Consider the following 23,893-nt stretch of genomic DNA (forward strand, 5'->3'; position numbering starts at 1 on the left):
CGAGTTAGCACCGCGCTCGCGGCAAAGGCTCGCGGTTCCTTGATCAAATCAGATCAGAGATTCTCGGCGGTGAAGGTGACGAAGCGGATCGGCGGGTTGTCGACCGGCAGGTCGTGCAGGTTGAGCCCTGCCAGCACCAGGTCGACGGCGCGGCGTGCCTGCGCCTCCGGCGCCTGGTCGAGCACGACGTCCATCGTGCCGTCGCGCAAGGCCCGCGTGCTGCGCTCGGTCAGTTCATGGCCAACAAAGAAGATGTCGCGACCGTGCTTGCGCAGCACCTCGTTCAACGCGGTGTTGGCGCCGCCGGCATTGTAGAGGCCGGCAAGGTCCGGCCAGCGCTTCAGCGCTTCGTGAAGCTGCTCGGCGTTGCGGTCGCCGTCGTCGAAGCCAAACAGCGCCGCGGTCGGCTCGAAGTCCTCGGCCCCCTCGATCAGATGGTCGAAGAAGCCGCGCACGCGGTCGCGGTGGACGCGGTAGATCTGGCTGTGGCAGATCGCGACCACCTTGCCCGGCCGTCTCTGCATGCGTGCCATCAACAGCCCGGCCATGCGGCCGGCGGCGTAATTGTCGATGCCAACGTAGGTGCTCGTGGTGCCGGAGATCTGGGTGACGATCTGCACCGTCGGGATATTTTCCGCCTCGAGTTTTCTGAGCGCCGCGCTGACCAGCGGATGGTCGGGCACGGCGAGGATGAGAGCGGCGCGCCGCATCTCCGGCTCGAGGATGCGCTTCGCTATCGCCGCCGGATTGGCCTCGTCGAGGAAGGTGCGGTGGACGGCAATCGTGCGGTCGAGCGTTGCAGCGATGCACTCGAACGCGCGGGAAAGCCTGGCGAAGAACGTCGCGTCAGGCCTGACCAGGATCACCTCGATGCGGATAACGCCACGATGCGCCTCCGGCAGCCGGCGCGGATAGTCGAGCGTGCGTGCGGCCGCCACCACCTTCTCGACGGTCTCCGGACGCACCCCGCCCCTGCCGTTCAAAACACGCTCGACGGTCGCCGTGCCGACCCCGGCGCGGCGCGCGATTTCGAGGAAGGTGGGCTTTGGAATGGGCGGGGCTCCTGGACGGCGGGCGACGCGCGGACCCTAACCCTTCTCGCCTGGTGGGAGAAGGGGAGCTTCATCCTCAGAACAAGAACGCCGCCGCGGCCGGATCAGGCCCGGTGCGGCCGTCGCTCGAATCCATCCCGCGGATGGTCTGCATGTCCTCGCTGTCCAGCTCGAAACCGACGTCGAAATTACCGGCGATGCGGTCCTGGCGGATCGATTTCGGGATGACGATCAGCCCCTCCTGCAGGTGCCAGCGGATGATGACCTGCGCCACCGACCTGCCGTGCTTCTTCGCGATCGCTGCAAGCGTCGGGTCGGCGAGCAGCCGGCCGCTGCCCAGCGGGCTCCAGCTCTCGATATGGATGTTGTGCTTCTTGTGGAAGTCGCGCTTGTCCCGCTGCTGGAAGCGCGGGTGCAATTCGATCTGGTTGACGACGGGAGTCACGCCGGTTTCACCGATGATGCGCTCCAGATGATCCTGGTTGAAGTTCGACACCCCTACCGACTTGATGCGGCCGGCTTGCTTGAGCTCGACCAGCGTCTTCCAGGCCTCGACATATTTGTTCTGGCTGGGCACCGGCCAGTGGATGAGGAACAGGTCGATCTGGTCGATGCCGAGCTTCTGCATCGTGTCGTCGAAGGCGCGAAGCGCCGCATCGCGCTGGTGGCCGCCGTTGCGCAGCTTCGAGGTGATGAACAGTTCCGACCGCGGCACGCCGGCGGCGCGGATCGCCTCGCCCACGCCTTCCTCGTTGCGGTAGCCCTCGGCGGTGTCGATCAGGCGATAGCCGGCCTCGATCCCCCAGCGCACGACTTGTGACGTGACATCCGGATCGACCTGCCACACGCCAAGTCCGATCTGGGGAATGGTTGAGCCGTCGTTCAATGTCAGCTGTCCTGGCATGCGGATGTCCTTCTGCACGGTGTTTTGCCCCGCTCTATCTAGGCTGCGCGTTCACGAATGCGAGTCGATGACGCGCGCGCCATGGAACCTAGTCCCCCCTTGGCCGATTTTATGATTGAGGGTGGGGCGCAACCCACGGATGCCATGGCCGACGTTCGAAACCGTGTTTCACTTGGGACAAGCTCGCCGCGAGCACAGGCGCTGAACCGCTTCATCATCGTCATCGGCGCGTCGGCGGGCGGAGTCGAACCGCTGAGGCGGATCGTGAGCGACCTGCCCGCCGATCTGCCGGCGGCTGTGTTCGTCGTGCTCCATGTCGGCCAGGTCAGCTACCTGGCGGAAATCCTCAGTCGCACTGCAGTGCTCGATACCTCGGTGGCCAAGAACGGCGCGACCTTCAAAACCGGCAACATTTACGTGGCGCCGCCCGGCTTCCATCTTCTGCTTCATGGCGATCACATGATGCTGCGGCGCGGACCGCGCGAAAACCTCGCCCGGCCGGCCATCGACCCGCTGTTCCGCTCGGCGGCGCTGAGCTACGGCGCGAGCGTCATCGGCGTGCTGCTGTCAGGCTCGCTTTCCGACGGCACCGCCGGCTTGAGGGCCATCAAGGCCGTCGGCGGACTTGCGGTCATCCAGCACCCGAAGGACGCGCCGGTGCCGGCTATGGTGGAAAGCGCGCTGCACTACGTCGAGATCGACCATTGCCTGCCGGCGGCGAAGATCGGCAAGTTGCTGGCGAAGCTGGCCGCCGAGCCGGCCGGCGAAACCTTCGCGCCGCCGCCGGGTGTGAGGCTGGAAGCGGCCGTCGCCGCACAGGAGCATTCGACCATGAAAGAAGAAGATCGACTTGGCGAATTGTCGGTGTTTACATGCCCGGAATGCCACGGGCCGCTGTGGGAGATCGAAGACGGTGACATGCTGCGCTATCGGTGCCATACCGGGCACGCCTTCAGCGCCGACGCGGTGATGGAGGCGCAGGCGATCGAGGCGGACGAGATCTTGTGGAGCCTGCTGCGGTCGCATCAGCAGCGGGCGGAGTTTGCCCGGCGCGTGGCCGAGCGGGAGCGAACGAGGGATCGCTCCAAACTCGCCGCCGAATTCGGCAGGCGAGCCAAGGAATACGAGGCGGATGCGGCTCTCATCGAGAGCATCCTCGAAAGCAGGCGGGTTCAGGTAACAGGCAATGGCTCGGTCGACAAGGAAAGCAAGCACAAGGAAAGCAAGGGCTAGTTCACGCGACGCCGGGAAACAGCCAGCGTCTTTTCCGATCATTGGCATCGGCGCGTCTGCCGGTGGTATTGCGGCGCTGCAGACATTTTTTCCGGAAGTTCCGGCCGACAGCGGCTTTGCCTATGTGGTGATCCAGCATCTCGACGCCGAGCATGAAAGCGTGCTGGCAAGCATCATCCAGCGCTGCACCGAGATCGAGACGAAAACGGCCGCCGAAGGTTTGGAAATCGAGCCGAACCACATCTACGTCATCCCTCCGGCGGCCTCGGTAACCATCGAGAACCACCGTTTCCACCTGGCCAAGATGGCAGCCACGCGCGCCAGACGGACGCCCATTGATGATTTCTTCACGTCCCTCGCGCTGGAGCAGTCGGAGAATGCGGCAGGCATCATTCTTTCCGGAACGGGCAGCGACGGCACCATCGGGCTCAGGGCAATCAAGGAACGCGGCGGCCTGACGCTGGCCCAGGAAAGCGCCGAATATGACGGCATGATGCGCAGCGCCGTCCAGAGCGGCCTCGTCGACATGGTGCTTCCGGCACAAGAAATGGCCACCAAGCTGGTTGGCTATTTCAGCCACGCCAAACGCGCGGAAAACGAGAGCGACCGCCGCAAGCGGGAAGTGGCCGAGCAACTTTCGCGCATCGCGGCGCTGCTTCGTGTGCGCACCGGCCACGATTTCAGCGGTTACAAGGACAACACCATTCTGCGGCGCATCCAGCGCCGCATGCAGGTGCTGCAGATCGACGATCCAACCACCTTCTACGAGCGGCTGCGCGAGGAGCCGCAGCAGGTCGACCTTCTGTTCCAGGATCTTTTGATCGGCGTGACCAGCTTCTTCCGCGATCCGCAAGCCTTCGAAGCGCTCGAACGCTTCGTTATCCCCAAGCTTTTCGAGGACCGCAAGCCGGACGAGACGATCAGGGTATGGGTGCCGGGCTGCGCCACCGGCGAGGAAGCCTATTCGATCGCCATGCTCCTGAAGGAGAGCGCGCCAAGGGGTGCGGCATCGCCAAACCTGCAGATCTTCGCCACCGACATCGACGAGCGCGCCCTGGAAGTGGCTCGCGCCGGCCGCTATCCGGCCACGATCGCGACCGATGTGACACCCAAGCGGCTCAAGGAGTTCTTCTCGCGTGAGGACGGCACCTACCGTGTCGCCTCCGATCTGCGGGAGACCTGCCTGTTCTCGGCGCACAATCTGCTGCGCGATCCGCCGTTTTCCAAGCTCGACCTGATCGCCTGCCGGAACCTCTTGATCTATATGGGACCGGAACTACAGGAAAAGATCGTCCCGATCTTCCACTACGCGCTGCGCAGCAGCGGCTATCTCTTCCTAGGTTCCTCGGAGAACGTCACGCGCCACGCTCGCCTGTTCTCGACCATCGACAAGGCGAGCCGCATCTTCCAGAAGCGCAGCGGGATCGCCATGCAGCGGCTGCCGGAGTTTCCGTTGGCGGCCGCGGCCAGGCAGGCGCCCCCGGTCGCGCGCCGGGGGGCGACGTCGGCGACCCTGCGGGAGGTTGCGGAACGGGTCCTCGTCGAACGCTATGCGCCGGCCTATGTCGTCGTCAACGCCGACGGCGAAGTGATGCATAGCTCGGGAGGTACAGGCAAATATCTGGAGCTCGCCGCCGGCGCTCCCGACCACAACGTCTTTTCCATGGCGCGGCGCGGGCTTCGCATGGACCTGAGGGCGGCGCTCCACAAGGCGGTCAGTACCGCACAGGTGGCGGTTCAGAACAAGATAAGCATCGGCACCAATGGCGGGCGCCAGACGATCAGCCTGGCCGTGCAGCCGCTGCCGCCCGACGGCTCGTCCGATCCGCTGTACATGCTGGTCTTCCGCGACATCGGCGGCATCAAGCCGGAAGCCGAGGACCAGCCCGTCCACACGACCGACGACGTCGAAAGCGCCAATGTCAGTCAGCTCGAAAAGGAGCTCAGGGAAACCAGGGAGAGGTTGCAGATCACGACGGAGGAACTTGAATCCTCCAACGAAGAGCTGAAATCCTCGAACGAGGAACTGTCCTCGATCAACGAGGAACTGCAATCGTCAAACGAGGAGCTTGAAACCTCCAAGGAAGAGCTGCAATCGATCAACGAGGAATTGCAGACCGTCAATGCCGAGCTCAACATCCGTGTGGACGAGCTCAGCCGCGCCAACAACGACATGGCGAACCTGCTCGAAAGCACGCAGATCGCCACCGTGTTCCTCGACCGCGACCTCTGCATCAAGAGCTTCACGCCGACGGCGCGCGACCTGTTCAGGCTGGTCGAAAGCGACGTCGGCCGGCCGCTGGCGCATGTGCGCCCGCGCTTTGCCGCCGATGGGCTGCAGGCCGACATGGAACAGGTGCTGCAGCGGTTGGGCAACATCGAGCGGCAGATCGAAGGCAGCGAAAGCGGCAAGCGCTACATCATGCGCGTGCTGCCCTACCGCACAGTCGACAATCTCATCGCCGGCATCGTCGTCACCTTCGTCGATGTTACCCAGATCGCGCGAGCCGAGGAAAAGATCGGCGCGCTGTCGCACGACCTGCGCAACCGGCTCGAGAGCCTGGAAACTGTTCTGGACCTGGTCCCGGTGGGCATCTTCATCGCCGAGGACGGTAACGGCGATGCCATCCGCGCCAATCGTCGCGCGGCCGAACTCGCCGGCCGGCGCGCCGCTGACGGCAAGCTGACCACGGTGCCGGCCGAACTGCCGCTGATGATCAACGGCGCCGCGGTGGAAGCGGGCGACCAGCCCCTGCAGAAGGCGATGCGTACCGGCAGGGCCGTCCCCGGCTACGAGGCCCGGATCGCGCAGGCCGACGGCTCGAGCATCGACGTGATGATGTCGGCCAATCCCCTGTTCGACGAATCCGGCAGAGTTCGAGGCGCGATCGCGGCCTTGGTCGACATATCGAACCACAAGGAGGCCGAGCGCGCCCAGGAGAGGCTGCTGCACGAGTTGCAGCACCGGGTGAAGAACATCCTCGCCACGATCACCGCGCTGGCCGCGCGCATGATCCGCTCGTCAAGCTCGATGGGCGAGTTCTCGACCTCGTTCCACGAGCGACTGCACGCCATGGCGCGCACGCACGAGGTGCTGTCATCCTACAACTGGGGCGACGCCGACCTCGAGCAGCTGCTCAGGGCGACATTTTCTCCCTACAGCGGCGCGGAACGCAACGCCCTCGCTATCCACGGACGACCACTCCATCTCGACGCCGCGACGGCGGCGACGCTCGGCATGGTCTTCTTCGAGCTGGCCAGCAACGCCGCCAAATATGGAGCGCTTTCCGTCGACACCGGCCGTGTCGAAGTCTCCTGGGGCTTCGCAAAGCCGGGCGTATTGTCGATCAAATGGAGGGAAGTCGGCGGTCCGTCCGTCACGGAACCGTCGCGCAGGAATTTTGGAACCACTTTCATCCAGCAGAGTTTAGAGTACGAGTTGGGAGGGAGCGTCGTGTTGAACTTCAAGCCTACCGGCTTGGAGTGCCTGCTTGAGATTCCTTCCCCCCCCCGGAAGGCAGCCCTGCTGTCCGGCAACGTCAGCAACTGGCTTAGCGACGAATGAACAAGAGCGCTCCATTGTCCGGCATGCGGATCCTCGTCGTCGAGGACGCTTTCCTGGTTGCGCTCGATCTCTCCGACGAACTGACCGACGCGGGCTGCGATGTCGTCGGACCCGCGCCTTCCGTCCAACAGGCACTCGAGCAGATCGACGGCGTCGAGCTGGACGGGGCGGTTCTCGACGTCAACCTGCAGGGCGAACGCAGTTTTCCGATCGCCGAGCATCTCGCCTCACGCGACATCCCTTTTGTTTTCCTCACCGGCTATGACAGCGCCACGGTCTTTCCCGATCAGTTCCAGGATTCGCCGAGACTGTCGAAGCCCGTCGACACCAGGGTGCTGATCGAGGCGGTCGCGCGCTTCGGCAACCACAAGCATTGAGCAGCCCTTCCTTCTCCCACAAGGAAGAAGGGGAGCTCACCCTCTCGCCCCGAACCTCAACCCGTCCATCAACAGCTTCACCAGCCGTCCCGACCGCTCGCGCCAATCAGGCGTGTTGGGGGCGGAGTAGATGCCCCCGAGCGCATGCATCACGTCGGAGGCGTCGACATCGGCGCGGATTTTCCCAGAGGCGGCGGCGGCCTCGATCAGGCGCCTCATCGCCGCCGAGACGCGGCCGGAGGTGTCGGAGAAGAGCGTCGAGTTGGTCGTCAGCAGGACCCGCAGGCTTGTGGCCAGGCCGCGCTTGGTGGCGATGTAGTCGACGAAGCGCTGCATCCAGAACTCCAGCGCGACATCGGCCGGATGATCGCGGGCGAGTTCCTCGGCCGCATGGCATAGCCCTTCCACCTCGCGGCGGTAGACCACTTCGACCAGATGCTCGCGCGTCGGGAAATGCCGATAGAGGGTGCCGATGCCGACCCCTGCCCGCTTCGCGATCTCCTCCAACGAGGCGTCGACGCCGTCAGTCGAGAACGCCTGCGCCGCCACCTCGACCAGCTTGTCGCGGTTGCGCTGCGCATCGGCGCGCAACGGCTTCTGTGCCGGCGCTTCCCGCTTGTCGGCAATCTCTGGCGTCTGTTCGGACAGTTTTTTCTCCACTCTCGCAATATGGGGCTTGAACCCATGCGGGTCAGCCCCCACGTAGATAAACGGAGGCGCCTCCGCTTTAGTGGAGTTGTCTTATCATATAATCAGGGGAAGCGGTATGTCACGTGTTCGAGAACGGAAAGCTTACCCTGTCCGCTGGAGAAGGGCGGCGGCGCCTTTCGCGACGTCTGCGGTTGGCGAGTTCGCTCGCGAGGTCGTCATCCTAGGGCGAAGCAAGGAGCGAAGCGACGCGGCGCAGACCCTAGGATCCATGCCGTTCCCTGCGAGCGCAGCAGCGGCGCAGAATTCTGATCCGCCGCATTCCTCGGCGACCGTCACGGCATGGATCCTCGGGTCAAGCCCGAGGATGACGAACGGAGGTCGCCTCTCCACAATCACCACCCTTGCCCCTCTCCTCCCAAGCCCCATTTCCATCCGCCTAGCGTCCAGCAATCGGAGCCCGACGCCCTATGAATGACCAAGCCACCGTCAGTCCCACCACCCTTTCGATCCAACTCACCATCAACGGCCGCGAACACGCGCTCGATATCGAGCCGCGCGTCACGCTGCTCGACGCGCTGCGTGAGCGGATTCATCTCACCGGCACCAAGAAGGGCTGCGACCAGGGCCAGTGCGGCGCCTGCACCGTGCATGTCGACGGCGAGCGGGTGCTTGCCTGCCTGACACTGGCGGCGCAGGTCGAAGGCCGCTCGATCACCACCATCGAGGGGCTCGCCGGCGAGGACGGCACGCTGCATGCCGTGCAAGCCGCCTTCCTCGAGCAGGACGCCTTCCAGTGCGGCTATTGCACGCCGGGACAGATCATGTCGGCGGTGGCCTGCATCCGCGAGGGTCATGCCGGCTCCGACGAGGAGATCCGCGAATACATGGCCGGCAATCTCTGCCGCTGCGGCGCCTATCCGCACATCGTCGCCGCCGTTCGCCAGGCAGCACAGGAGCTTCGTTCATGAGAGATTTTTCCTACCTGCGCGCCGACAGTGTCGAGGCCGCGCGCAACGCCGCCGCACTTCCCGGCGCCATGCTGCTCGCCGGCGGCACGACGCTAATAGACCTCGCCAAATGCGGCGTCGCGGAACCCGCCACCGTCATCGACATCAGCCATATCAAGGGGCTCGACGCCATCGACGTCAGCGCCGACCGCGCCGTGATCGGCGCGCTGGCGAAGATGAGCCACGTCGCCGACCATGCCAAGGTGAAGAGCTTGTTTCCGGCCGTCTCGGAAGCGCTCTGGCAGGCGGCCTCGGCGCAGCTGCGCAATATGGCGACCATCGGCGGCAACCTGATGCAGCGCACGCGCTGCCCGTATTTTCGCGACCCCGCCAACTTCTCGGCCTGCAACAAGCGGTCGCCCGGCAGCGGCTGCTCGGCGATCGGCGGCGTGACGCGCGGCCATGCGGTGCTTGGCGTGAGTGAATCTTGCATCGCCACCTATCCAGGCGATCTCGCCATCGCGCTCGTCGCCTTCGACGCCGAGGTCGATCTCGGCGAGCGGCGGTTGAAGGTGGAAGACTTCTTCCTCGCCCCCGGCGCGACAGCCGAGCAGGAGCATGACATCCGCCCCGGCGAGGTGATCACGGCAATCGAAATCCCCGGCTCGGCTGCCGCGCGGCGCTCGACCTATCTGAAGGTCCGCGATCGCCAGTCCTACGAATTCGCTGCCGCAAGTGCTGCCGTCGGACTGGAACTCGAAGCCGACGGCCGCACCATCCGCGACATCCGCGTCGCGCTCGGCGGCGTCGCCACCAAGCCGTGGCGGGCGCGCCAAGTCGAGGCGGCGCTGAAAGGCAAGCCGCTCGATGAAGAGATCGTGCGCAAGGCGAGCGAACTCGCAATGGAGGGCGCCGTCGACCATGGCGCCAACCACTACAAGATCGCATTGGCGCCGCGCGTTGTCGCTAGAGCCATCCTCGAATTGGGAGAGACGGCATGACCGTTCATGACATGAAACACGCAGCGTCGGACAGCGCGCGCCTTGAAGCGGTCGGCGGACGGCTGTCGCGCGTCGACGGACCGGCCAAGATCACCGGCGCCGCGCATTACGCGTTCGAACAGCAGATCGACGGGCTGACGCATGCCGTGCTGGTCAGCGCGACCATTGCCGCTGGCAAGGTGGCGGCCATCGACACACGCGCGGCGGAAACCGCGCCGGGCGTGCTTGCCGTGCTGACCCCCGACACCATCATGGAGCTGAAAGCTGCGTCGGACTGGCTTGGCAACCCGCCATCGCAGCCGACCTATAACCCCCTGGCTCGCGAGGTCACCTTTTCCGGCCAGCACATAGCCGCCGTGGTCGCCGAGACTTTCGAGCAGGCCGTGGCGGCGGCGGCACTCGTCAAGGTCAGCTATGACGAGACGCCGGCCATCGTCGATCTGAGCGACGGCACCGACGGCATCCCGATCGACGCGATGACCAAGGAATGGGGCGACGCCGAAGCTGCCTTTGCAGAAGCGCCGGTGCGCGTCTGCGTGGCCTACAACACGCAGCGCGAGTTCCAGGCGGCAATGGAGCCGCATGGGCTGATCGCGCACTGGGAAGGCGACGCGCTCACCATCTGGGAGCCGAGCCAGTGGGTCGACGGCATGGCGCGCACCTATGCCGAATGGTTCGGCGTGCCGTTCGAGAATGTGCGGCTGGTCTCGCCCTATATCGGCGGCGGCTTCGGCTCCAAGGCACTGGCCTTGGCGCACAGCGCGGTGGCGGCGGCAGCGGCGAAGATGCTCGGACGTCCGGTGAAGCTGGTGCTCAACCGCCCGCAGAATTTCACTTCCTATGGCGGCCGTGCCGCCACCCGCCAGACGGTGGCGATCGGCGCCGACCGCGAGGGCCGCATCCAGTCGATCGTGCATCGCGGCGTCAACGAGACGGCCGTCGACGGCATGTGGGTCGAGCCGCTCGGCTCTGTCACCTCGATCATGTACGCCACGCCCAACTTCTCCTCGAAGCAGAATGTCGTGCGGGTGAACACGGTCGTGCCGGGCGCCAAGCGTGCGCCGGGCGAGAACCCGAGCGCCTTCGGCATCGAATGCGCCATCGACGAGCTTGCCTATGAACTTGGGCTGGATCCGCTGGAGATGCGGCTGATCAACTATGCCGAGCAGGACCCGCATGCGAAGAAGGCTTGGTCGACCAGGCAATTGCGCGAGGCCTTTGCCATCGGCGCGGAAGCCTTCGGCTGGGCGAAGCGTTCGCCAGCACCGCGCTCGATGCGCGACGGCCATCAGGTGATCGGCTGGGGCGTGGCGGCCGGCACCTATCCGGTGCGGCGCGCCCATGGCGAGGCGGTGGTGAAGATTTTGGCCGACGGGTCGGTCGAGGTCGAAAGCTCCTCCATCGACATGGGCCAGGGCACCTACACGATCCTGGCGCAGACCGCGGCCGAGACGCTCGGCGTGCCGGTGGAGCAGGTGTCGGTGAAGCTCGGCGACTCGCTTCTTGCCCGGGCCGGCGTCACCGGCGGCTCGCGGCTGGCCGGCGTCATGACCGGCGCCGTCCACAAGGCGGCCGGCCAGGCGCTGGACGAGCTGATCGGGCTCGCGCTCTCCGACCCGCGCTCGCCCTTCCAGAAGCTGCAGGCGAACACGCTTCAAGTGCGAGACGGCCGCATCGCCTCGCCGCGCGGCGAAGGGCCGGAGCTGTCGATCTCGGACTTCATGGGCGCCATTGGCCGCGAGCGGATCGAAGCCAAGGGCGACACCTTGCCGGCGACCACGACGCCGGAGGAGCGCTACAAGAACTACACCACCATCGCCATGGCGATCCCCCACACCGAGGGCGACTATTCGCGCCATTCCTGGTGCGCGCATTTCGTCGAGGTGCGGGTCGATGAAGATTTCGGCACGGTGCGCGTCTCGCGCGTGGTGTCGGCGCTGGATTCCGGCCGGCTCTACAATCCGAAGCTGGCGGAAAGCCAGTGGAAGGGCGGCATCATCATGGGCATCGGCCAGGCGCTCTTGGAGGAAGGCATCGTCGACCGCCGCCACGGCCGCATCGTCAACGGCAATTTCGCCGACTACATGCTGCCGACCAACGCCGACATTCCGGACATCCAGACCATCTCGGTCGGCATCCCCGACCCGCATTCCTCGGCGCTCGGCGGCAAGGGCGTGGGCGAGCTCGGCATCGTCGGCGTGGCGCCGGCGATCGCCAACGCAGTGTTCCACGCGACGGGGAAGCGGGTGCGGGATCTGCCGATAACACTGGAGAAGTTGATCTGAGGGGGCGGTCGGCGGAGCGCTTAATCTCCCCCCTTGTGGGGGAGATGCCTGGCAAGGCAGAGGGGGGTGCTGTCCCGCCATCATCTCAGCCGATCCCCGGTACTACCTCAGCGACTGCGCTAGAGAGTGTTGATCCTCGAAGGTCTGCGTTCCTTCACACCCCCCTCTGTCCTGCCGGACGTCTCCCCCGCAAGGGGGGAGATTGTCAGTTCCGGCGACGGCGCCCGAAACCCGCCCTCCATCGCCCACGTTTGCAAAGGAGCACTACGCGAAATGGAGATGGACAATGGCAAGCGCAGCCGACCGCGATCCGCGGCACCACACGCAGAAAATGCAGAAAGCATTCCAGGAGATCCAAGACCACCTCCGGGAAGACATCACAAAGGTGGATGAGCCCCAGCTCAAGGCAATGTTCGAAACGTCGGCGGAGGTCCTGGGCGGCCTGATCAAAGCGTTCCGGGATTATGAGCACAAGAACGAGGCAGCCTGGCGATAGCCCGGCTGGAGCGTTTCACCGCTCCACGGAAACGGCGAGCCGCTTTATCTTTTTTCCGAACGGGGAAACCGTTACGCACTTTTCCTGGATGAGATCAGCGAGGCAAGACGATGTCCGCGACTGTAAATGTCCGATACATGGTCGACGACGTCGACGACGCCGTGGCCTGGTACACGCAGCACCTGGGCTTCAAGCAGCCTTCGAACCATGCGCCGGCCTTCGCGGACGTCACGCGGGGAGCGCTTCGGCTGCTGCTCAGCGGTCCGACCAGTTCGGCGGGCCGGCCAATGCCGGATGGCGAGCGGCCGGGTCCCGGAGGCTGGAACCGCATTCACCTGATCGTCGAGGACCTTGCGGCGGAGGTAGCCCGGCTGAAGACGGCGGGCCTCAATTTCCGCAATGAAATCGTGAAGGGTCCAGGCGGCTCACAGATCCTGCTGGTCGATCCTTCCGGTAATCTGGTGGAACTGTTCCAACCGGCCCAGTGAGCGCAATATCCAGGTGACGGCGGGCGAGAGACCGGTGCCGCGCCGGCGCGCCGAGACAGCTATTGCGTGCTGCCACCGGAGCTTTTGTTTTGTATGTTCCGGGACCACCACCTGGAGAGGGAACCATGCAGCGCATCCCGGCAATACTCGTCCTTGCACTTTTCCTCCCCGCCGCCTTTCTGGCCACCCTCCCCGCCCACGCCACATCCTGCGGCTGGTCCGCCAAGATGGAGGAGGACGAAGGCGGCAGCGTGATGACGGCTTCGGTCTGCGGCGGGCCGAAGGGCGATGCGAATCTGATGGTGACTTGCTTTGCCAAGCCGGTGCTGAGCTACGATCTCGGCGCCGCGGGCGGGCAACTCGAGCCCGGCCTCAACGCCTCCTTCACCTTCAAGGCCGGCGGCAAGAGCGTGACGCGGAAGCTCGACCTTGAAGCGATGTACAACTACTTCACGGCCGAGCTTTCCGGCCCCGCCGACCCGCTGCTCGCCCTTCTGCGGGGAAAAGGCGAGGTGACGATCGGCGCCGCCAAATATGGCGCGGCGAGCTTCCCGCTGACGGGATCGAGCGCGGCGATCGGCAAGGTGCTGGCCGCGTGCGGCAAGGGCTCGGGCGACGAAGCGGATTGAGCCGCCGATCCCTCCGGTCGGTGCCTTCCTTACCACTCCAGTCCGAACACCAATTTGCCGAAATGCAGGCCGCCGGCGGCCATGTGGGTGTAGGCTTCGGTCGCATCGTTGTGTGAAAACACCTTGTCGACGACCGGCTCGATGCCGGCGGCGCCGACGGCGCGGGCGGCGTCGCGCAGGTCGGACACCGATCCGGTGTTGTTGCCCACCACCCTCAGCGCCTTGATGATGATCGGCAGCAGGCTGACGGTCGCCTCGGCGCCGCTGACGAAGCCGATGGTGAACAGCGTGCCGCCGGGGGCGGTGGCGTTGACGGCGCGCGCGAAGGTAGCAGTGCCGCCGGTCTCGACGACAAGGTCGGCGCCAAGACCATCGGTCAGTTCCAGCACCTTGCCGTCCCAGTCGGGCGTCGCGCGGTAGTTGATCAGGTGATCGGCGCCGAGCGCCTTGGCCCGCTCGAGCTTCTCGTCCGAAGACGAAGTGATGATGACGGTGGCTCCGGCCGCCTTGGCTAGTTGCAAGGTGAAGATCGAGACACCTCCGGTACCGAGCAGCACGACCACCGAGCCCGGCCGGACATCGGCGGCGCGAAGCGCGTTCCAGGCGGTGGTGCCGGCGATGGGCAGGGTCGAGGCCGCCTCGAAGGAGAGATGCTGCGGGATCGGCACGACCGAATTGGCCGGCAGGGCGACATATTCGGCCAGCGACCCGGGCAGCGAGATGCCGCGCATCTGCGTCATCTCGTAAGGCCGCGGCCGGCCGCCGATCCAGCGCGGCTTGGCGTGGGCGACGACGCGGTCGCCGACGGCGAAGCGGGTGACGCCCTCGCCGAGCGCGACGATCTCGCCGGCGCCATCGGCGACCGGAATGAGCGGGAAGACCGGTCCGGGATAGTTGCCGCTCGCGACGGCGACATCGACGAAATTCAGGCTCGCGGCGCGCTGGCGGATCAGCACCTCGCCGCGCTGCGGTTCGGGCGTGGCGACGGTGGCGGCGCGGAAGGCGTCCAGCCTGGGCTGGCTGAGTTCGATGGCTTTCATGGTTCACTCCGTGGGGTGGTCGATTGATGGGTTGAGCGAACCTAGCTACTGCGCTATTTCTCGATAATCTTTGGACTTTGCAATTGAGCATTGCAAATCATGCAGCAATCCTATGAACCCTCCGCGCTTGCCGAAATGGCGGCCTTCGCCGCCGTAGCCGAGGCGCGCTCCTTCACCAGGGCGGCAGCGCGGATCGGACGCGATGCGACCATCCTGTCGCGCCGCCTGCAGTCGCTGGAGGAGCGGCTGGGGGTCAGGCTGCTCCACCGCACGACCCGCAGCGTAGCGCTGACGGAGGCGGGCGCGGAATTCCTGGTGCGCGTGCGCGCCATCCTCGCCTCGGTCGACGAGGCGGAAGCCGCCGCCTCGGCGCATGCCGGCGGCCGGCCGCGCGGGCTGCTCCGGCTTTCGCTGCCCGGCACGTTCGGGCGCATGTGGATCGGGCCGTTCCTGCCGCAGTTCCTCGCCGAATTCCCGGAAGTGCGCATCGAGGCCGAATTCTCCAACCGCTTCGCCGATCTCGTCGCAGAGAATTTCGACGCTGCTGTCCGGCTGGGCAGCCTGGAGGATTCGCGGCTGGTGGCGCGCAAGGTGGCAACGCGGCGCCGGCTGCTCTGCGCCGCGCCCTCCTACCTCGCCCGAAGGGGCAGACCGGAAACGCCGCAGGCGCTGCTTGAACATTCCTGCCTCGGCTTCACCGGTTTCCAGACCTTTCCGGCCTGGGAGATGACCGACCGCGAGGGCCGGCGCGTGCGCGTCGAGGTTTCGGGGCCGCTGGTCAGCGACGACGCCGAGGTGCTGGTCGAGGCCGCCGTGCAGGGCGTCGGCCTGATGATGAGCACCGACTGGCTGGTCGGGCGCGAGCTCGCCGACGGCCGGCTGGTGCCGATCCTGGAGGACTGGACGCTGGCCGACGAGGGCGCGGTCTATGTCGTCATGCCCTCGGCCAAGGGCCAGGCCGCCAAGACCCGCGCCTTCGCCGACTGGATCGGCAAGCGCTTTTCGCCGGAGCCGCCGTGGCGGCTCACTTCCCCTGCCCCTTCAGGAACTGGCTGAGCAGATCCACCGGCAGCGGGAACACAACCGTGGAGGAGCGCTCGCCGGCGATGTCGTGCAGGGCCTCGAAATAGCGCAGCTGCATGGCCTGCGGCTCGGCCGCCAGCATGCGGCCGGCCTCGACGAGCTTTGCCGCCGCTTGCTGCTCGCCGTCGGCGTTGATGACCTTGGCGCGCCGCAGCCGCTCGGCCTCGGCCTGCTTGGCGATGGCGCGGATCATGCTTTCATTCAGGTCGACATGCTTGATCTCGACGTTCGAAACCTTGATGCCCCAGGCATCGGTGCGCTGGTCGAGGATCTCCTGAATATCGCTGTTGAGCTTGTCGCGCTCGGCCAGCATCTCGTCGAGCTCGTGCTTGCCGAGCACCGAGCGCAGCGTGGTCTGCGCCAGCTGGTTGGTGGCGGTCATGAAGTCCTCGACCTGGATGATCGCGCGCTCGGCGTCGACGATGCGGAAATAGAGCACGGCGTTGACCTTCACCGAAACGTTGTCGCGCGAGATGACGTCCTGCGGCGGCACGTCCTGCACCACCACGCGCAGGTCCACCCGCACCATCTGCTGGATGAAGGGAACGAGCAGAATGAGGCCAGGCCCCTTCACCCCGGTAAAGCGACCAAGCGTGAAGATCACGCCGCGCTCATATTCCCTGAGGATGCGGATGGCCGCCGACAGGAACATGATCACCAGCAGCGCAAGGACCAGATAGGCGACATAACCGACCGTCATTGTCTTGCTCCGTCATTTTTCGAGTTGCGCCGCCGCACCGTCAGCACCAGGTCGCTGACCGCGGTTACCTCCGCGCGATCTCCCGGCGCTATCGGCTCGTCGGCCTTCGCCCGCCAGCGCTCGCCGAGCGCCAGCACGTGGCCCTCGCCGCCCTGCCAGTCGAGGATCTCCACGGGGAGGCCACGCATCGCCTCGCCACCGGTACGCGGCGGATTGCGCCGCGCCGCCCAGAGGTAGCTGCCGGCAAAAAGTGCCAGCCCCAGCGTCAACGCCGCGGCAGGACCGATGATCGCCCAGGATATGGCGAAGCCCGGCCCCTCGATCTTGAGCAGCATGGCCGCGCCGAGCAGGAAGGCGGCCGCGCCTCCGACCCCCAGCACCACCGTCGGATTGAAAGCCTCGACGATGAGGAAGCCGACGCCGAGCAGCATCAGGGCGAGCCCGGTATAGTTGATCGGCAGTAGATCGAGCGCATAGAGGGCGAGCACGAGGCAGACGGCGCCGATGACGCCCGGCGCCACCGCGCCGGGGCTCGTGACCTCGAAGACGATGCCGTAGAAGCCGATCAGCATCAGCAGGACGGCGACGTTCGGATCGGTGATGACGGAGAGAAGCCGGATGAACCAGCCGGGATCCAGCGTCTCGACGGCCAGGCCCTTCGTGGTCAGCACCACTTTCTTGCCGGCCAGGTCAACGGTGCGGCCGTCGGCCATCTGCAGGAGCTCGGTCGTGTCGCGGGCGACGAAGTCGATGACATGTTGCTGCAGCGCAGTGCTTGCCGAAAGGCTTGCCGCCTCGCGCACGGCCTTCTCGCCCCAATCGCCGTTGCGCCCGCGCAGCTCGGCGAGCGACCGGATCAGCGCCACCGCGTCGTTGGTCACCTTGGCCATCATCGCGTCGCCGGCCGGCCGCCCGCTGGCGTCCTTCTGGTCCTTGTCCTTCTCGCCGCCGGGAAGCGAGGGCAGCCCGCCGAACTCGACCGGCGTCGCCGCGCCCAGATTGGTGCCCGGCGCCATCGCCGCCACATGGGTAGCGTAGAGGATATAGGTTCCGGCGCTTGCCGCATGGCCGCCGGCCGGCGCGACATAGCCGATGACGGGAACGGGAGAAGCCAGGATGTCGGCGATCATCTCGCGCATCGAGGTGACCAGGCCGCCCGGTGTGTCGAGCTGAACGATAAGGACCACGGCATGGCGCTCGGACGCCACCTTGAGCGCATCCTTGAGCTGGCGCGAGCTCGCCGGACCGATGGCGCCGTCGATCGCGATGCTGAGAGCGACCCTCTCCGCCGCCATTCCGGCCGAGGAGAAGGGGAAAAGAACCGCAGCCACGAAGGCCGCTGCCAGAAGGGCCACCCGCGCGAGTCTCACGCTCAAAGCTCCTTCGATTCAATATGGGGTTGTGCCGGGCGAAGTCCAATGAGGGGCGGGTGTAGCGCTGCGCTCTTCCCTTCTCGCACGTGGGAGAAAGGCGCTTTCGCCCCCGCACGATTCCACGGCAGTTTCGACGCCGGCTCCAACGCTCGCTCCGTCGCCCGTGCCGCATTGTCCCCATCGACGACGCGAAGGAACGCGTCCGCAACCGATGGAGATGACGATGACCACCTTTGATCACGCAACCTACGAAACCCGCAGCATCGGCTTCAACCTGCTCGGCCCTGCCGGCCGCGCGTTGCGGCTGGCCTACCACGCCATGCGGCTGCGCAGCGACCGCGCCGCGCTGCGGGCCATGCCGGACTATCTGTTGAAGGACATGGGCATCAGCCGCTCGCAGATCGAATACTACACATCCGCGCGCGGCGCGCTCGCCGAAGCCGACAGGACGCCTGAAGCGGGATGACCGACTGCATCGGCGGCCGGCCGGAAGGTCGACGAAAACCCCGGCATCGCCGGGGTTTTTCGCGTCTGACCTAGCCCGCTGACCGGCCTGCCGGCGTTGGGTTCCCACGCCCCAAATGAAACGGGCGATGCAATTTCCACGGTGGGCGTATCGAAAATTCCACGCCCGCACCCACTCTCGTTCAAACGCCCGACTGTCAAAGAAGGGCCGTCACGGCAACCAAGCCGCAAACCAACCTTTTTGGGAGAAGACAAATGCAACCGAACACCAAACCTGCACGACTTCCGCTCAATGGCGTCGACACGCCGAACCTGTTGGCGACGATCAACTTCGTCGCCGGCCAGCCGGAGCTGGCGAAGTTCCAGTTCCGCGCCCACAATGAATGGATCGAGGGCACGCACAGCAAGAGCGTCATGCACGGCTTCCACGGCGCCGGCCAGGAGCAGAAGCACGAAAAGCCCTTCTATGCCGACAGCGACCATCCCGCGATCCTGTGCGGTGCCGACAACGCGCCGACCCCGGTCGAGTGGCTGCTGCATGGGCTGGCGAGCTGCCTGATGGCGGGCCTTGCCAACATCGCCGCGGCGCGCGGCATCAAGCTCGCCAAGGTCTCATGCTCGGTCGACGGCGACATCGACCTGCGCGGCATCCTCGGCATCTCGGACGAGGTCCGCAACGGCTTCCAGAACATCCAGGTCTCGTTCGAGGTCGAGGGCGACGCGCCGGCCGAAAAGCTCCAGCAGCTCGTCGAGCAGGCCCGCGCGCGCTCGGCCGTGTTCGACGTCCTGACCAAGGGCGTTCCGGTGACGGTCGGGATCAAGACCATCCAGTGACGCAAGACTGGGAGACGGTCCGGGGAATCCGGACCGTCCCTTCCCTAGGTTTCGGAACAGAGCCATGAAACACGCTGACGTCGTCATCATCGGCGGCGGGCAGGCCGGGCTTGCGCTCAGCCATTGCCTTGGCCGCGTCGGCATCGACCATGTCGTGCTGGAGCGCGGCCGCATCGGCGAGCGTTGGCGCGCGCAGGCCTGGCAATCGCTGAGGCTGCTTACGCCCAACTGGCTGAATGGCCTGCCCGGCTCGCCCTATGACGGCCCGGACCCTGACGGCTTCAGGACGAAAGACGCGTTCGTCCAGGATCTCGAAACCTATGCAACCCGCTGGCAGGTGCCGGTCGAATGCGGCGTCGAGGTCGTCTCCTGCAGGCGGACCGGCGGCGGCTTCGCGCTCGCCACCAGCGCCGGCGACTGGACGGCAAAAGCCGTCATGGTGGCGACCGGCCACTGCGACCGGCCGGTGATCCCCTTTGCATCCGCGACAATGGGCGGGCGGCTGAGCATCCACGCCTCGCAGTATCGGTCCCCCGGCGAACTGCCGCCTGGCGGCGTGCTGATCGTCGGCGCTTCCTCCTCCGGGGTGCAGATCGCCGACGAGGTCGCGCGCGCCGGCCGGCGTGTCACGCTTTCGGTCGGCAAGCATACGCGCCTGCCCAGGCTGTGGCGCGGCAAGGACATCTTCTTCTGGCTCTGCAAGATGGGCCTGATGGCGCAGCCGCTCGACGGACTCACCAACCCCGAAAGCGCCAGGCGCCAGCCCTCGCTGCAGCTTGCCGGGCGGCCGGACAAGGCCGATGTCGACCTCGCCACGCTGCAGGCGCTCGGCGTCGGGCTGGCGGGCCGTGTGCGCGGCATCGCGAACCGCGAGATCGCCTTCGCCGACGATCTCGCGGCGAGCGTGGCGGCGGCTGAAGCGAAGCAGGCGCGCCTGCTTGCCGGGATCGACCGCTTCGCCGGCGCCGCGCGGCCGACCCGCCGCCAGCCGGTGACAGTGCCTTCGGTCAGCCCAATGCGGCTTTCGCTGGCGGACGGGTCGATCCCCACGATCATCTGGGCAACCGGCTATGCCCGCTCGTTCGACTGGCTGGAGCCGCTTGCGCTCGCCGCCGACGGCGAGATCGCGCATCAGGGCGGCGTCACCAGCGTTCCCGGCCTCTACGCGCTCGGCTTCCGCTTCCTGCGCAAGCGGGACTCCAACTTCATCGGCGGCGCCGGCGTCGACGCGCAAGCGATCGCCGCCGAGGTCTCCCGCTATCTCGACCGCAAGGGCCTGAGGGCCGCCTGAGGACACTGACGATGCCAACGACTGCGATTTCCCTACCGCCGACGCCCAAGCGCGCCCGTTACGACGCGATCGTCGTCGGCGCGCGCTGCGCCGGCGCCTCGACGGCGCTGCTGCTCGCCCGCGCCGGGCTGAAGGTCCTGGTCATCGAGCGCCGGCCCTATGGCTCCGACACGCTGTCGACGCACGCGCTGATGCGGCCGGCCGTGCTGCAATTGTCGCGCTGGGGCGTGCTCAAGCCGCTCATCGAGGCCGGCACGCCGCTGGTCGAAACGACGACGTTCCACTATGGCGACGAGGAGATCACGATTGCGCTCGACGGCGGACCGGACCTGCCCGGCCTGATCGCGCCGCGGCGCACGGTGCTCGACCGCATGCTCGTCGATGCCGCGCGCAAGGCCGGGGCCGAGTTCCTGCATGACATCGCCGTCGCCGACCTCTTCGCCGACACGCGCGGGCGGGTGCGCGGCGTCGAGATCCGTGGCGCCGGCCGCGCCGCCTTGCGGGTCGCCGCCGATATCGTGATCGGCGCCGACGGCATTGGCTCGCTGGTGGCGAAATGCTGCGACGCCGAGGTGCTGCGACAAGGCGCGGTCTCGGCCGCCCATGTCTATGGCTATGCGCCGGTCGAGCCCGGCACCGGCTATCACTGGTATTTCCGCGACGGGCTCGCAGGCTCGCTGATCCCGACCAATGACGGCATGGCCTGCATCGTCGCCTCGGTGCCTACCAGCCTGTTCGACCAGCGCTTCCGCACCGGTCATGCGGGCGCCCGCATGGAGGTGCTGGAAGCGCTTTCGCCCGCGTTTGCCGCGCAAGCCGACCGCGCTGCCAGGGATGCCCGCCTGCAGGCGTTCCGCGGGGTGCCCGGCTATATCCGCCGGGCCTACGGCCCGGGCTGGGCGCTGGTCGGCGACGCCGGCTTCTTCCGCGACCCGATCACCGCGCACGGCATTTCGGATGCGCTGCGCGATGCCGAGGGCCTGGCGCGGGCCGTCCTGGACAGATCGGAAGCAGCCTTCGCGGCCTGGCAGCGCGAACGCGACCTCTTCGCCAATCACGTCCTCGACGCTACCGACGCCGTCGCGGGTTTCGACTGGACGCTCGCCGAGATCGGCGAGCGTCATCGTCGCTTCAGCGCGGTGATGAAGGCGGAAGTCCAGGCGCTCGCAGGGCAGGAGATGCCGAGCCGCACCCTCCACGCTGCCCGACGGCGGCCGGCGGCGCGACAGGCGCCGGCAAACGACACCAACGCACCGGCCGCCGCCGGCTCGATCACGCTACGCAACCGAATAGCCACGAGACTATGACCGCACATATGATGAAGGACGGATGGATCGGCGTCGTCAACGGACGCCCGCAGGTAGGCGCGTCGGCCGAGCGCTCACGGCGGACACGCGCACAGGACATCGACGCGTTCGCCGAGATGACCGGCGACCGCAACCCGCTGCACTACGACAAGGGCCTTGCCGAGGCATCGGTCTTCGGCAAGCTCATCGTGCAGGGCGGCGTCACCTCGGGCATTCTCAACGCGGTGGTGGCGGAAGACCTTCCCGGTCCGGGGTCGGTGTTCCTGGAGGTCTCATGGAAATTCGTAAAGGCGGTCGGCGTCGGCGAGCTGATCACCGGCCGCGTCGAGGTCACCGAGGTGCGTTTCGACAAGCCGATCACGAAGCTCGAGACATCCGTGCGCAACGAAGCCGGCGAACTGTGCCTGACCGGAACCGCGACGGTGTTCACCGTGCCGCTGATCAAGGACTGAGCGGCGCTCCGTCGGCGCTCGCCTTCCGGATCAGGGCCCGGCCGTCTCGGCGACGAAGGCGCGGACATGGGCAATAAACTCGTCGAAGGCCGGCTCGCCTTCGAGCAGAATGTGGTTCTGGCTTTCCAGTTCGAAGAAGCGCGCGCCGGGAATGCCGGCGGCCATGGTGCGGCCGGACTCGACAGGGGCAACGTTGTCTTCCCGCGCGTGCAGCACCAGGGTCGGCACCCGCACCTGTTCCAGGAGCTCGCTGACATCGATCACCGAGAAGGCGCTTTGCAGACGGAAGGCATCGTCCGGAGACACGGTGCGCAGCATCAAGTCGTCCATCCAGGAGAAATGCTCGTGCGTGGCGCCGGGGATGAACATGGAGCAGAAGACCTGGCGGAACATTGGGTTCTGCTTACCCCACCCCTCGCGCATCAGCGTCGCGATCGCCTCGCGCGTCGCGATCTCACCGGCGTCGCCGCGCGCCCGCCAGCCTTTGACATAGCCGCCGTAGAGGATCATGCCCGATACCTTCTCGGGATGGCGTATGGCGTAGGCGATCGAGACCGCGCAGCTCTGTGAAAGGCCAAGCAGGGTGAAGCGATCGAGCCCCGCCGCCTCGACCACGCATTCGAGGTCCGACACCATGGTGTCGAACGAGACGTCGACCACGTGGCGTTGCGACAGTCCGTTGCAGCGCTCGTCGTAGCGCACCAGCCGGTTCTCGCACGACAATTCCGACATCCAATGGCGCCAGATCGGACTGTCCCAGTCGAAGGTGAGATGCGACATCCAATGCGCGGCGCGCAGGATGGGCGCGCCGCTGCCGGTCATGGCGTAGGCGAGCCTCGTGCCGTCACGAGCCCGGCAGAAATGAACGGCGCGGCCGGGATCCTGCGCGGTAGCCGGGCTCTTTGCGGGCGAAGGCGATTGCGCCGGGGCAGCGCCGGGTTGCGCAGAGCGTCCCGCGGGCTGGGCGGCGGCGGCCCTCACCTTCTCCTCCAGCGCCTCGACCTCTTCCGCCAGGCCGAGGTCCTCAGGCAGCAGGCGGCGCAGGCGCCGCGCAAGCGGCAGCGCACGCCTCGGCTCGCCAGCCAGGCGCTCGACCAGCTCGCGCAATATGCCAAGCTCGGCGAGCTCGACCTCGCTGGCGACGCCCGCGCGCCAGGCCTGGTATTCGAAGCAGCGCTCGAGCGCGAGATCGGCGAGGAAATCGCCGCGGATCGAACCGGCAGCGGCCTCCAGTTCCTCCGTCGACGCCAAGGAAAGATCGCCCTTCAGCAGCGGCAGCAGCCGGGCGTAGTCCGTTGCGACCTTGAGCGCGACAGTGTTGCGGTCGGCGATTAAAGCGCATTCGTCCTCGCCAAGCACCTGGCGGATCTTGGACAGGCTCCAGCGCAGCGCGCCGCGCGGATCATCGGGAAGGTCCCAGAAGATTTCGCAAAGCCGCTCGCGCTGGTGCGCCTTGCCGGTGACGGCGAGATAGGCGAGCAAGGCCCTCGTCTTGCGCGACGGCGGCAGGTCGATGAGTTCGCCGCCACGGGTCACCTGGAAATCACCGAGCACGCATAGATCCAGCAGCCCGGCTTGCGGACTGTCGATCATGCGGCCGGGCATCCTTCCACTGCCACTACCCCCTTCGTTTCCTCATCAGCTCGGCGAGAGAAACCACTCCGCATATCAAAATCAGCTAAAATGCGGAAGTCTCGCTGGCCACGGGCATGAGGAATGC

Annotated in this window: 22 protein-coding genes; 15 read left to right on the top strand and 7 right to left on the bottom strand. The window is 66.4% G+C overall.

Annotated features, from left to right (window positions below):
* Positions 1–53: 53 nt before the first annotated feature.
* A complete protein-coding gene (locus tag EN874_RS26100) occupies positions 54–1,052 on the bottom strand; it encodes a LacI family DNA-binding transcriptional regulator (RefSeq protein ID WP_127427847.1) in 999 nt (332 codons plus the stop codon).
* 76 nt (positions 1,053–1,128) lie between these two features.
* Positions 1,129–1,956, bottom strand: a complete 828-nt coding sequence (locus tag EN874_RS26105; protein WP_127427846.1) for an aldo/keto reductase — start codon at positions 1,954–1,956, stop codon at positions 1,129–1,131.
* A 144-nt stretch (positions 1,957–2,100) separates the two neighbouring features.
* Here EN874_RS26105 and EN874_RS26110 point away from each other — a divergent pair, with 144 nt between their 5' ends.
* Genes EN874_RS26110 through EN874_RS26120 form a run of 3 tightly spaced genes read left to right on the top strand, consistent with a single transcriptional unit; the run spans position 2,101 to position 7,131 of the window.
* Positions 2,101–3,189, top strand: coding sequence for a chemotaxis protein CheB (locus EN874_RS26110; protein ID WP_127427845.1), 1,089 nt, complete (start codon positions 2,101–2,103; stop codon positions 3,187–3,189).
* Positions 3,143–6,754, top strand: a complete 3,612-nt coding sequence (locus EN874_RS26115) for a CheR family methyltransferase (RefSeq protein WP_127427844.1) — start codon at positions 3,143–3,145, stop codon at positions 6,752–6,754. The genes EN874_RS26110 and EN874_RS26115 overlap by 47 nt, the downstream gene beginning before the upstream one ends.
* A complete protein-coding gene (locus EN874_RS26120) occupies positions 6,751–7,131 on the top strand; it encodes a response regulator (protein WP_127427843.1) in 381 nt (126 codons plus the stop codon). The genes EN874_RS26115 and EN874_RS26120 overlap by 4 nt, the downstream gene beginning before the upstream one ends.
* A gap of 36 nt (positions 7,132–7,167) precedes the next feature.
* Here the strand turns inward: EN874_RS26120 and EN874_RS26125 are convergent, their stop codons facing one another.
* Positions 7,168–7,779: a TetR/AcrR family transcriptional regulator gene (locus EN874_RS26125; RefSeq protein WP_127427918.1), complete on the bottom strand. Its 612-nt coding sequence runs from the start codon at positions 7,777–7,779 to the stop codon at positions 7,168–7,170.
* 470 nt (positions 7,780–8,249) lie between these two features.
* Here EN874_RS26125 and EN874_RS26135 point away from each other — a divergent pair, with 470 nt between their 5' ends.
* The 6 genes from EN874_RS26135 to EN874_RS26160 all read left to right on the top strand — a co-directional run bounded on the left by EN874_RS26135 (position 8,250) and on the right by EN874_RS26160 (position 13,628).
* Positions 8,250–8,750 (top strand): (2Fe-2S)-binding protein, encoded by a 501-nt coding sequence (locus tag EN874_RS26135; RefSeq protein WP_127427841.1) that lies wholly within the window; start codon positions 8,250–8,252, stop codon positions 8,748–8,750.
* Positions 8,747–9,730, top strand: coding sequence for a xanthine dehydrogenase family protein subunit M (locus tag EN874_RS26140; RefSeq protein WP_127427840.1), 984 nt, complete (start codon positions 8,747–8,749; stop codon positions 9,728–9,730). Before EN874_RS26135 ends, EN874_RS26140 begins: the two co-directional genes overlap by 4 nt.
* Positions 9,727–12,015 carry a xanthine dehydrogenase family protein molybdopterin-binding subunit gene (locus tag EN874_RS26145; RefSeq protein ID WP_127427839.1) on the top strand — a complete coding sequence of 763 codons (2,289 nt, stop codon included), beginning with the start codon at positions 9,727–9,729 and terminating at the stop codon, positions 12,013–12,015. Before EN874_RS26140 ends, EN874_RS26145 begins: the two co-directional genes overlap by 4 nt.
* Before the next feature lie 286 nt (positions 12,016–12,301).
* Positions 12,302–12,511, top strand: coding sequence for a hypothetical protein (locus tag EN874_RS26150; protein WP_127427838.1), 210 nt, complete (start codon positions 12,302–12,304; stop codon positions 12,509–12,511).
* A 110-nt stretch (positions 12,512–12,621) separates the two neighbouring features.
* Positions 12,622–12,999: a VOC family protein gene (locus tag EN874_RS26155; RefSeq protein WP_127427837.1), complete on the top strand. Its 378-nt coding sequence runs from the start codon at positions 12,622–12,624 to the stop codon at positions 12,997–12,999.
* 125 nt (positions 13,000–13,124) lie between these two features.
* Positions 13,125–13,628 (top strand): hypothetical protein, encoded by a 504-nt coding sequence (locus tag EN874_RS26160; RefSeq protein WP_245513677.1) that lies wholly within the window; start codon positions 13,125–13,127, stop codon positions 13,626–13,628.
* 29 nt (positions 13,629–13,657) lie between these two features.
* Here EN874_RS26160 and EN874_RS26165 read toward each other — a convergent pair whose 3' ends face one another.
* Entirely contained in the window at positions 13,658–14,668 is a 1,011-nt protein-coding gene (locus EN874_RS26165) for an NAD(P)-dependent alcohol dehydrogenase (protein ID WP_127427836.1), read from the bottom strand.
* A gap of 99 nt (positions 14,669–14,767) precedes the next feature.
* On the opposite strand from EN874_RS26165, the gene EN874_RS26170 reads away from it, so the two are divergent.
* Complete coding sequence (locus EN874_RS26170; protein WP_127427835.1) at positions 14,768–15,724, top strand: LysR family transcriptional regulator; 957 nt, start codon at positions 14,768–14,770, stop codon at positions 15,722–15,724.
* Here the strand turns inward: EN874_RS26170 and EN874_RS26175 are convergent.
* Complete coding sequence (locus EN874_RS26175) at positions 15,693–16,451, bottom strand: slipin family protein (protein ID WP_127427834.1); 759 nt, start codon at positions 16,449–16,451, stop codon at positions 15,693–15,695. The two genes, EN874_RS26170 and EN874_RS26175, sit on opposite strands and share 32 nt — an antisense overlap.
* Positions 16,448–17,821, bottom strand: coding sequence for a nodulation protein NfeD (locus tag EN874_RS26180; RefSeq protein WP_127427833.1), 1,374 nt, complete (start codon positions 17,819–17,821; stop codon positions 16,448–16,450). Before EN874_RS26180 ends, EN874_RS26175 begins: the two co-directional genes overlap by 4 nt.
* 226 nt (positions 17,822–18,047) lie before the next feature.
* Here EN874_RS26180 and EN874_RS26185 point away from each other — a divergent pair, with 226 nt between their 5' ends.
* The 5 genes from EN874_RS26185 (at position 18,048) to EN874_RS26205 (ending at position 22,173) form a co-directional block, all read left to right on the top strand.
* Entirely contained in the window at positions 18,048–18,290 is a 243-nt protein-coding gene (locus EN874_RS26185) for a DUF1127 domain-containing protein (protein WP_168247615.1), read from the top strand.
* A 254-nt stretch (positions 18,291–18,544) separates the two neighbouring features.
* On the top strand, positions 18,545–19,123 hold the full coding sequence (locus EN874_RS26190; protein ID WP_127427831.1) for an OsmC family protein: 579 nt from the start codon (positions 18,545–18,547) through the stop codon (positions 19,121–19,123).
* A 64-nt stretch (positions 19,124–19,187) separates the two neighbouring features.
* Positions 19,188–20,414, top strand: a complete 1,227-nt coding sequence (locus tag EN874_RS26195) for an NAD(P)/FAD-dependent oxidoreductase (RefSeq protein ID WP_127427830.1) — start codon at positions 19,188–19,190, stop codon at positions 20,412–20,414.
* 11 nt (positions 20,415–20,425) lie between these two features.
* Positions 20,426–21,721, top strand: coding sequence for an NAD(P)/FAD-dependent oxidoreductase (locus EN874_RS26200; protein WP_127427829.1), 1,296 nt, complete (start codon positions 20,426–20,428; stop codon positions 21,719–21,721).
* Positions 21,718–22,173, top strand: coding sequence for a MaoC family dehydratase (locus EN874_RS26205; RefSeq protein WP_127427828.1), 456 nt, complete (start codon positions 21,718–21,720; stop codon positions 22,171–22,173). Before EN874_RS26200 ends, EN874_RS26205 begins: the two co-directional genes overlap by 4 nt.
* Before the next feature lie 30 nt (positions 22,174–22,203).
* Here the strand turns inward: EN874_RS26205 and EN874_RS34505 are convergent, their stop codons facing one another.
* A complete protein-coding gene (locus tag EN874_RS34505; RefSeq protein WP_245513678.1) occupies positions 22,204–23,766 on the bottom strand; it encodes an alpha/beta hydrolase in 1,563 nt (520 codons plus the stop codon).
* Between the last annotated feature and the right edge of the window lie 127 nt (positions 23,767–23,893).

Origin of the sequence: Mesorhizobium sp. M1D.F.Ca.ET.231.01.1.1, from assembly GCF_003999155.2 — a bacterium.
In the GTDB taxonomy this organism is placed as follows: Bacteria; Pseudomonadota; Alphaproteobacteria; order Rhizobiales; family Rhizobiaceae; genus Mesorhizobium.

Coding starts and splice junctions, on each gene's coding strand:
- EN874_RS26105 (WP_127427846.1), bottom strand. CDS start 1,956: ATGCCAGGACAGCTGACATTGAACGACGGCTCAACCATTCCCCAGATC.
- EN874_RS26110 (WP_127427845.1), top strand. CDS start 2,101: ATGGCCGACGTTCGAAACCGTGTTTCACTTGGGACAAGCTCGCCGCGA.
- EN874_RS26115 (WP_127427844.1), top strand. CDS start 3,143: ATGGCTCGGTCGACAAGGAAAGCAAGCACAAGGAAAGCAAGGGCTAGT.
- EN874_RS26120 (WP_127427843.1), top strand. CDS start 6,751: ATGAACAAGAGCGCTCCATTGTCCGGCATGCGGATCCTCGTCGTCGAG.
- EN874_RS26135 (WP_127427841.1), top strand. CDS start 8,250: ATGAATGACCAAGCCACCGTCAGTCCCACCACCCTTTCGATCCAACTC.
- EN874_RS26140 (WP_127427840.1), top strand. CDS start 8,747: ATGAGAGATTTTTCCTACCTGCGCGCCGACAGTGTCGAGGCCGCGCGC.
- EN874_RS26145 (WP_127427839.1), top strand. CDS start 9,727: ATGACCGTTCATGACATGAAACACGCAGCGTCGGACAGCGCGCGCCTT.
- EN874_RS26150 (WP_127427838.1), top strand. CDS start 12,302: ATGGCAAGCGCAGCCGACCGCGATCCGCGGCACCACACGCAGAAAATG.
- EN874_RS26155 (WP_127427837.1), top strand. CDS start 12,622: ATGTCCGCGACTGTAAATGTCCGATACATGGTCGACGACGTCGACGAC.
- EN874_RS26160 (WP_245513677.1), top strand. CDS start 13,125: ATGCAGCGCATCCCGGCAATACTCGTCCTTGCACTTTTCCTCCCCGCC.
- EN874_RS26165 (WP_127427836.1), bottom strand. CDS start 14,668: ATGAAAGCCATCGAACTCAGCCAGCCCAGGCTGGACGCCTTCCGCGCC.
- EN874_RS26170 (WP_127427835.1), top strand. CDS start 14,768: ATGCAGCAATCCTATGAACCCTCCGCGCTTGCCGAAATGGCGGCCTTC.
- EN874_RS26175 (WP_127427834.1), bottom strand. CDS start 16,451: ATGACGGTCGGTTATGTCGCCTATCTGGTCCTTGCGCTGCTGGTGATC.
- EN874_RS26185 (WP_168247615.1), top strand. CDS start 18,048: ATGACCACCTTTGATCACGCAACCTACGAAACCCGCAGCATCGGCTTC.
- EN874_RS26190 (WP_127427831.1), top strand. CDS start 18,545: ATGCAACCGAACACCAAACCTGCACGACTTCCGCTCAATGGCGTCGAC.
- EN874_RS26195 (WP_127427830.1), top strand. CDS start 19,188: ATGAAACACGCTGACGTCGTCATCATCGGCGGCGGGCAGGCCGGGCTT.
- EN874_RS26200 (WP_127427829.1), top strand. CDS start 20,426: ATGCCAACGACTGCGATTTCCCTACCGCCGACGCCCAAGCGCGCCCGT.
- EN874_RS26205 (WP_127427828.1), top strand. CDS start 21,718: ATGACCGCACATATGATGAAGGACGGATGGATCGGCGTCGTCAACGGA.
- EN874_RS34505 (WP_245513678.1), bottom strand. CDS start 23,766: ATGATCGACAGTCCGCAAGCCGGGCTGCTGGATCTATGCGTGCTCGGT.